The sequence below is a fragment of the Streptomyces atratus genome (assembly GCF_014648655.1).
Lineage (GTDB): Bacteria > Actinomycetota > Actinomycetes > Streptomycetales > Streptomycetaceae > Streptomyces > Streptomyces atratus.
Genome location: NZ_BMRN01000018.1, coordinates 128,246 through 136,434, shown reverse-complemented (window position 1 = coordinate 136,434; position 8,189 = coordinate 128,246). Strand labels below are relative to the sequence as shown.

General features: G+C 68.3%; 6 protein-coding genes, 1 pseudogene and 1 riboswitch. Of the genes and pseudogenes, 6 read left to right on the top strand and 1 reads right to left on the bottom strand.

Annotated elements, in window-relative coordinates; all coding sequences use genetic code 11:
- From IEZ15_RS26180 to IEZ15_RS26160, 5 genes and pseudogenes are all read left to right on the top strand, one after another.
- Positions 1-363 (top strand): annotated as a pseudogene (locus IEZ15_RS26180) (flavodoxin-dependent (E)-4-hydroxy-3-methylbut-2-enyl-diphosphate synthase); the annotation flags it as partial.
- Positions 364-389: 26 nt separating this feature from the next.
- Entirely contained in the window at positions 390-2,291 is a 1,902-nt protein-coding gene (gene dxs / locus IEZ15_RS26175; RefSeq protein ID WP_189279631.1) for a 1-deoxy-D-xylulose-5-phosphate synthase, read from the top strand.
- Complete coding sequence (locus tag IEZ15_RS26170; protein ID WP_114247848.1) at positions 2,288-3,685, top strand: aspartate aminotransferase family protein; 1,398 nt, start codon at positions 2,288-2,290, stop codon at positions 3,683-3,685. The genes dxs and IEZ15_RS26170 overlap by 4 nt, the downstream gene beginning before the upstream one ends.
- A gap of 82 nt (positions 3,686-3,767) precedes the next feature.
- The gene (locus tag IEZ15_RS26165) at positions 3,768-4,376 is read left to right on the top strand and encodes a helix-turn-helix domain-containing protein (protein WP_114247849.1); all 609 of its coding nucleotides are present in this window, start codon (positions 3,768-3,770) and stop codon (positions 4,374-4,376) included.
- A 33-nt stretch (positions 4,377-4,409) separates the two neighbouring features.
- Complete coding sequence (locus IEZ15_RS26160; RefSeq protein ID WP_164495316.1) at positions 4,410-4,577, top strand: DUF6126 family protein; 168 nt, start codon at positions 4,410-4,412, stop codon at positions 4,575-4,577.
- Between the two features lie 23 nt (positions 4,578-4,600).
- On the opposite strand, the gene IEZ15_RS26155 is transcribed toward IEZ15_RS26160, so the two are convergent.
- Positions 4,601-5,413: a tyrosine-protein phosphatase gene (locus IEZ15_RS26155; protein ID WP_189279630.1), complete on the bottom strand. Its 813-nt coding sequence runs from the start codon at positions 5,411-5,413 to the stop codon at positions 4,601-4,603.
- Between the two features lie 225 nt (positions 5,414-5,638).
- Here IEZ15_RS26155 and IEZ15_RS26150 point away from each other — a divergent pair, with 225 nt between their 5' ends.
- Positions 5,639-7,735 (top strand): alpha-galactosidase, encoded by a 2,097-nt coding sequence (locus tag IEZ15_RS26150; protein WP_189279629.1) that lies wholly within the window; start codon positions 5,639-5,641, stop codon positions 7,733-7,735.
- A 296-nt stretch (positions 7,736-8,031) separates the two neighbouring features.
- Positions 8,032-8,188: riboswitch (cyclic di-AMP (ydaO/yuaA leader) on the top strand.
- Position 8,189: the final 1 nt, after the last annotated feature.

Sequence of the window (8,189 nt, the reverse complement as noted above, 5' to 3'; positions counted from 1 at the left end):
CTGGAGTCGCTGAATCTGAAGCAGCGGCGGCTGGAGATCGTGTCGTGTCCGTCGTGCGGCCGGGCGCAGGTGGATGTGTACAAGCTGGCGGATCAGGTCAGTGCGGGTCTTGAGGGCATGGAAGTGCCGTTGCGGGTGGCCGTGATGGGCTGCGTCGTCAACGGTCCGGGTGAGGCCCGTGAGGCGGACCTGGGTGTCGCTTCCGGGAACGGCAAGGGGCAGATCTTCGTGAGGGGCGAGGTCATCAGGACCGTGCCCGAGTCGAAGATCGTCGAGACGCTGATCGAAGAAGCCCTGAAGATCGCCGAGGGCATGGAAGACGCAGGGACACCATCGGGGGTTCCCGCCGTCACCGTGAGCTGAAAAAGAACCAGAGAGGGGGCCCGAGCGTGACGATTCTGGAGAACATCCGGGGGCCGCACGATCTCAAGGCGCTGAGCGAAGCACAACTCGACGAACTCGCCGAGGACATCAGACAGTTCCTCGTCCGGGCGGTGGCGAGGACCGGCGGTCATCTGGGGCCCAACCTGGGGGTGGTGGAGCTCTCCATCGCCCTGCACCGGGCCTTCGACTCGCCCGCGGACCGCATCCTGTGGGACACCGGGCACCAGAGCTATGTGCACAAACTGCTCACCGGGCGGCAGGACTTCTCCAAGCTGCGGGGCAAGGGCGGCCTTTCCGGCTATCCCTCCCGCGAGGAGTCCGAGCACGACGTCATCGAGAACTCGCATGCCTCGACCGTCCTCGGCTGGGCCGACGGCATCGCCAAGGCCCATCAGGTGCTGGGGCGGAGCGATCATGTCGTGGCCGTCATCGGAGACGGGGCCCTCACCGGCGGGATGGCCTGGGAGGCGCTCAACAACATCGCGGCTGCGAGGGACCGGCCGCTGATCATCGTGGTCAACGACAACGAACGCTCCTACGGCCCCACGATCGGCGGTCTCGCCAACCACCTCGCCACCCTCCGTACCACGGACGGATACGAACGCTTCCTCTCCTGGGGCAAGGGCGTGCTCCAGCAGACGCCCGTCATCGGACAGCCGTTGTACGAGTCGCTGCACGGCGCGAAGAAGGGGTTCAAGGACGCCGTCGCCCCGCAGGGCATGTTCGAGGACCTCGGGCTCAAATACGTCGGGCCGATCGACGGTCATGACATCGCGGCCGTCGAATCCGCACTGCACCGGGCCAAACGCTTCCACGGCCCGGTGCTGGTGCACTGCCTCACCGAGAAGGGCCGCGGCTACTCGCCCGCGCTCCGGGACGAGGCCGACCGCTTCCACACCGTGGGCGCGATGGACCCGCTGACCTGCGCACCGCTCGACCCGTCCGGAGCGGCCTCCTGGACCTCGGTGTTCGGGGACGAGATCGCCGCGATCGGCGCGCAGCGGCCGGATGTCGTGGCCATCACGGCGGCGATGCTGCACCCCGTCGGACTGACGAAGTTCGCCGAGGCGTTTCCCGACCGGGTCTGGGACGTCGGGATCGCAGAGCAGCACGCGGCGGTCTGTGCAGCGGGACTCGCCACCGCCGGACTGCATCCGGTCGTCGCCGTCTACGCCACCTTCCTCAACCGGGCCTTCGACCAACTGCTGATGGATGTCGCGCTGCACAAGTGCGGGGTGACCTTCGTCCTCGACCGCGCCGGAGTCACCGGTCCCGACGGACCCTCGCACAACGGCATGTGGGACATGTCCGTGCTGCAGGTCGTCCCGGGGCTGCGGATCGCCGCCCCGCGCGACGCCGACGAACTGCGCGCCGAGCTCCGTGAGGCCGTCGACATCGACGACGTTCCCACCGTGATCCGGTTCCCCAAGGAGTCGGTGGGGGAGCCGATCCGGGCCATCGACCGGATCGGCGGAATGGACGTACTGCACCGGGCGGACGACCCCGATGTGCTGCTCGTGGCCGTCGGTGTGCTCGCCCCGGTCTGTCTGAAGGCCGCAGACCTGCTGGCGGGCGGCGGCATCCGCTGCACCGTCGTCGACCCGCGCTGGGTCAAGCCGGTCGACGAACAGCTGGCCCCGCTCGCCGAACGGCACCGGCTGGTCGCCGTCGTCGAGGACAACAGCCGGGCAGGGGGCGTCGGTTCGGCGGTCGGGCAGGCGCTTCGGGATGCCGGGGTCGACGTTCCGCTGCGGACGTTCGGCATCCCCGATCAGTTTCTCGCCTACGGCAAGCGCGCCGAGGTGCTGGCCGACATCGGGCTCACCCCGGTCGAGGTCGCGGGGCGCATCAGTGCCGCACTGGCCGCCAAGGAAGCAGCGACAAGGACCGAGGAGAGCGGGGCATGAAGGACGACGGGCCCAAGGGCTTCGATCTGGCACAGCTGCTCGCGGAGCGCGGCGGCGAGCGCTATGAGCTGCACACGAAATACCTCAACCACCAGCTGCCCCGCATGCTGCACACCATCGGCTTCGACAAGGTCTACGAACGGGCCGAGGGCGCGCACTTCTGGGATGCGGACGGCAACGACTACCTCGACATGCTCGCCGGGTTCGGCGTGATGGGCCTCGGCCGGCACCACCCCGTCGTACGCAAGGCCCTGCACGACGTCCTGGACGCCTCGCTTGCCGATCTCACCCGCTTCGACTGCCAACCGCTGCCCGGGCTGCTGGCCGAGAAGCTGCTCACGCACAGCCCGCACCTGGACCGGGTCTTCTTCGGCAACAGCGGTACGGAGGCCGTCGAGACCGCCCTGAAGTTCGCCCGGTACGCCACCGGCAGGCCCAGGATTCTCTACTGCAGCCACGCATTCCACGGGCTGACGACCGGCTCTCTCTCGGTCAACGGGGAGAGCGGCTTCCGGGACGGCTTCGCACCGTTGCTGCCGGACACCGCCATCGAGCTCGGGAATCTCGACGCACTGCGCCGTGAACTGAAGCGCGGTGATGTGGCGGCACTGGTCGTCGAGCCGATCCAGGGCAAGGGTGTCCACGCCGCGCCGCCCGGCTTCCTGCGGGACGCGCAGGAACTGCTGCACAAGCACAAGGCACTGCTCATCGCCGACGAGGTGCAGACCGGCCTCGGCAGGACCGGCGACTTCTACGCGTACCAGCACGAGGAGGGTGTCGAACCCGATCTGGTCTGTGTCGCCAAGGCACTCTCCGGTGGCTATGTGCCGGTCGGGGCGACCCTCGGCAAGGACTGGATCTTCAGACGCGTCTACTCGTCGATGGACCGGGTCCTGGTCCACTCCGCGAGCTTCGGCTCCAACGCCCAGGCGATGGCGGCCGGGCTCGCGGTCCTTGCGGTGATGGAGGACGAAGAGACCGTCGCGGGTGCGCGCCGCACCGGTGAACTGCTGCGCGGGCGGCTGGCCGCACTGGTCGACCGCTATGAGCTGCTGCACGAGGTGCGCGGGCGCGGGCTGATGATCGGCATCGAATTCGGCCGGCCGTCTTCACTGAAGCTGCGCAGCCGCTGGACCATGCTGCAGGCGGCACGCAAGGGCCTCTTCGCGCAGATGGTGGTGGTACCCCTGCTGCAGAAGCACCGCATCCTCACCCAGGTCTCGGGCGATCATCTGGAAGTGATCAAGCTGATTCCGCCGCTGGTGATCGGGGAGCGGGACGTCGACCGGTTCGTCACGGCGTTCACTGCGGTGATGGACGAGGCGCACAGCGGCGGCGGGCTGATGTGGGACTTCGGCAGGACCCTGGTGAAACAGGCCGTCGCCAACCGCTGACCCCGCGGGCCCGGCAAGGCTCCTGGTTTGCCTCTGAGGTAATAAATTTGCCTCAGAGGAAAGCTCCTGGCCCAATGGGTACATGAACACTCCAGACGGAGGGATGGCCGACGAGCTGCCCGGAGTCGCGCCACGCCTGCGCGATCTGCGCCGCAGCCGTGGTCTCACCCTGGAGACCGCCGCTCAGCGGGCAGGGCTCTCACCCGCCCATCTCTCCCGGCTCGAAACGGGCCGTCGGCAGCCTTCGCTGCCGATGCTCCTCGGTCTTGCCAGGATCTACGGTACGACAGTCTCCGAACTGCTCGGCGAGACGCCCCCGGAACGGGAGGCGATCATCCGCGGCGGGAAGTTCGAGGGGGCCGAGGCCGACGGCTGGATGTACCAGCGGGCCGGCGGTTCAGGCCGGGCGATGCAGGCGCTCCGCGTGCGGGTTCCGTACGGCGCACAGGGTGATCTCGTGCGTGTCCATCCCGGTGAGGAGTGGCTGTATGTGCTCGTCGGCCACCTTCGAGTGACGCTCGGGGACACCGTGCACGATCTCGCTCCCGGTGACAGTGCGCACTTCGACTCGCTCACCCCGCACCGGATCGGGGCCGTCGACCGCGATGGTGCCGAGCTGCTCTTCGTCCACACCCTGCTGCAGAGCCCCGCCGCCGAGCTGTGTCTCGGCAGCGGCATCCACCATCGCTGAGACCGGTCCGTCCGGTCACCAGAGAGGACTGTCATGTCCGATTCAGAGAACTTCGACCCGCTGGGGTCCAAGAAGAACTACGAAGCCCAGGAGCGGAAGTTTCCGCGCGGCGTGGTGATCCGGCTGTTCGCCTATCTCATCGCCGGACACATCTTCGCGGCCTTCCTCTACCTGCTCTTCGCGGTGGCCGGCAAGGGCTGACCACCGCCGACGGGCGGGTGTGGCTACGCCTTGTCGAGGAGCCGGTCGCGCAGCTGTTCACGGGTCCCGGGTGCGAGCTTCAGGCCCTCGGAGAAGTAGCGGTCCGTGCTGCCCCAGGTCTCCTCGATGGTGGCGAAGGCTGCGGCGAGGTAGTCGGCGTGGGCGCCGAAGAGCGGATTGAGCAGCTCCATCACCTCTGCCGACATTCCGTCCGCCGAGGTGTCGCTGCGCTGCACCTTGTAGCGGCGATGGGCGTCGTTCGACTTCAGGTAGTCGGCCTCGATGGCGTCGCGCTCGACACCGACCGCGAGCAGTGACACCGCGATCGACAGGCCGGCCCGGTCCTTGCCCGCCGCGCAGTGCATCAACGCGGGAACGCTGTCCTCGGCCAGGGCGTGCAGAACCCGGCTGTGTTCGGCAGTACGGTCCCGGATGATCGCGCGGTACGAGGCGATCATCCGGTTCGATCCCTTGCCGTCGGCCAGGATCGAGCGCAGCTGGTCGAGATCGCCGTCGCGGACCATCCGCCAGAACTCGGCGCCGTCGGCGGGGTCGGAGAGCGGGATGCTCACATTCCGTACGCCCGGCAGCTCCACATCCAGGCCGTCGAGCCGGTGGTCGGCCGCATTGCGGAAGTCGAAGACCGTGTGCAGACCGAGACCGCCCAGAAAGGTGGCGTCCTCGGCCGTGGCGTGCGCGAGGTGGCCACTACGGAAGAGCCGTCCGTACCGTACCCGCCGGCCGTCCACGGTGGGCAGTCCGCCCACATCGCGGAAGTTGCGGACACCCGCCAGCTCGGGTTCCGTCGACGGGGTCTGCGGCAACTGCTGCGTCACAGTGACTCCTGGAGTGTCTGGCGCCGGCGCGAGTCGCCGACAAGGCCACTCCCGCGACGATACGACATTGATTCCTCAGGCAATCATCTCGGCCATTGCTTGTCGATATTTCCGCCAACCCCGGTACTCCTGCGGCGAATCCGCCCGGTGAATTCCTCGCAAGGCCGTTGCCCACCCACCGGCCATGGTCGATGATGTGCGGAACTGTTGGAATGTGGGGACGCGATGATCGAGACTGGCGACAAGGGCCGGACCTGGCTGCTCACCGGGGCGAGCAGCAGCTACGCACTGCGACTCACCGAGCGGGACGAGCTGGTCCATCTGCACTGGGGGCCGCGGATTCCCCTTGCCGCTGCCGAGGCCCTGGCCGCAGCGCCGGAGCCACCCTTCAGGGGCTTCGAGTCCCAGCTCGACGGCCGCGAGGAGTACCCCGTGGAGGGTGGCCCCCGGTTCGTCCGCCCGGCCCTCTCGGTACGCACCCCCGAGGTCCGCGGTACCGAGTGGGTCTTTGCCGACGCCACGGTGGACGGAGACGAACTCCGTATCGGGTTCACCGACTCGGTGCACCGGCTCGCCCTCACCCTGCACTACCGGATGCGGGACGACTCGGATGTGATCGAGCGCTGGGCCACCGTCGCCCACGCCGGGCCGGACGGTCCGCCGCTGGAACTGCTGCGCGCCGACGCGGCAGCCTGGGCGCTGCCTGCCCGCGACGGCTGGCGGCTGAGCCGACTGCACGGACGCTGGGCGGCGGAGTCGCAGCTTGCTCGGGCGGAGCTGACGTATGGCGAGAGTGTCATCTCCAGCAGGCGCGGCCACACCGGGCACCAGTACCTGCCGTGGGTCGCACTCGACGCCGACGGTGTGGCGACCGAGGAGAGCGGCGAGGTGTACGGCTGCGCGCTCGGCTGGTCCGGGTCGTGGCGGATTTCGGTACAGCAGCTCCCCGATGGGCTCGTACAGATCACCGGCGGTGCCGGCTACGACGACTCGGGGCTGCTGCTGCTCGCGCCGGGGGAGTCGTACACCACCCCCGTCTTCGCCGGTCTGTGGAGTGCGGAGGGGTTCGGCGGGGCGAGCCGGGCCTGGCACGCCTGGCAGCTGGCCCATGTGATCCCGGACGCACAGAGCCTGCGGCCGGTGCTCTACAACTCCTGGGAGGCGACCGGCTTCGACATCTCGCAGGAGCAGCAGCGCGCCCTCGCCGAGCGCGCCGCCGCGATGGGCGTCGAGCTGTTCGTCGTGGACGACGCGTGGTTCGGGCAGCGCACCAGCGACCGGGCCGGGCTCGGTGACTGGACGCCGAATCCGGACCGCTTTCCCGGCGGACTGAAGCCGCTCGCCGATGAAGTGCACGGACTCGGCATGCAGTTCGGTATCTGGGTCGAGCCGGAAATGGTCAATGCCGACAGCGATCTCTATCGCGCACACCCCGACTGGGTGCAGCATTTCCCCGGACGGGCGCGGACCGAGTTCCGCAATCAACTGGTGCTCAATCTGGCCCGCACCGATGTGCAGGACTATCTGTGGGAGCAGCTGGACACACTGCTCTCCAGTACGCCCGTCGACTATGTGAAATGGGACTTCAATCGCAGCTTCACCGACGCGGGCTGGCCGGGTGAGGAGTATCAGCAGAAGCTCTGGATCGAGCACGTGGACGCCCTGTACGCGCTGATCGACCGGCTCCGGGCCGCGCACCCCTGCGTCGCCTTCGAGTCCTGCTCGGGCGGCGGCGGAAGGATCGACCTGGGGATTCTGTCCCGTACGGACCAGGTGTGGACCTCCGACAACACCGACCCGCTCGACCGCCTCACCATCCAGGAGGGCTTCGGCCAGATCCATCCGGCGCGGGTGATGGCCGCCTGGGTCACCGACAGCCCCAATGTCCAGCTCAACGACAGGGGCAGCTCACTGCGGTTCCGTTTCGTGAGCGCGATGGCCGGTGTGCTCGGGGTCGGTGGGGACCTCACCGACTGGAGCGAGGCGGAGCTGGCCGAGGCGCGGAACTGGGTGGATCTCTACAAGGAGATCCGGCCGGTGGTGCAGCACGGCGCGCTGTACCGGCTGCGCGCCCCGCGCGGCGGACTCAGTGCGGTCCAGTACGTCCACGGGGACGAGATCGTGGTCCTGATGTGGCTGGAGGCACAGAGGTACGGGGAGCGGCCCCCGGCCCTGCGGCTGCGCGGGATCGACCCCGCGGCGACGTACACCTGCCTGGACACGGGGGCGGTGCACCACGGTTCGGTACTGCTGCATCAGGGGCTGCACACCGGGCTTCGGGGGAATCTCGACGCGCGGGTGCTGAGGCTGCGACGCGCATGACGGGCGCCGTATGTCCGTAATCGGTGAATTTGGCTGAATACGCCCAATTTTTGCGGGAGATGGTTGCTCCCTCGTGAGCGGAATCATATCCGTGACGGTGTGTGCTGGCGGGGCGGTTGGGTATTCCGTGCGCGGTGCGGAAAGTCAAGATCCTTGATCCACGGAGTGTGACCGGAATTCCGCGCTGATTTCCGAGCGCGGATTCCGGTACGGAATCAGTGGCTTGTTATCGCCGTCCCGACTCGCTTACGGTCACCGTCAATCCGGACGGACCGCCTAATCCTGCCGCCGTCCGGAATTCGCACCCACTCATCGCGTGGCAGGAGCGGGGGAACCAGGTAGGCCGCCGATCGGAGAAGTCCGGCCGGCTAGGGGTGAAGTCGCGCTCAGCGTGGCCGGGCATCTCCAGCCCGAACCCGACAGCTCACCTCGCAGGCGCCGGAGAGGAAGCACG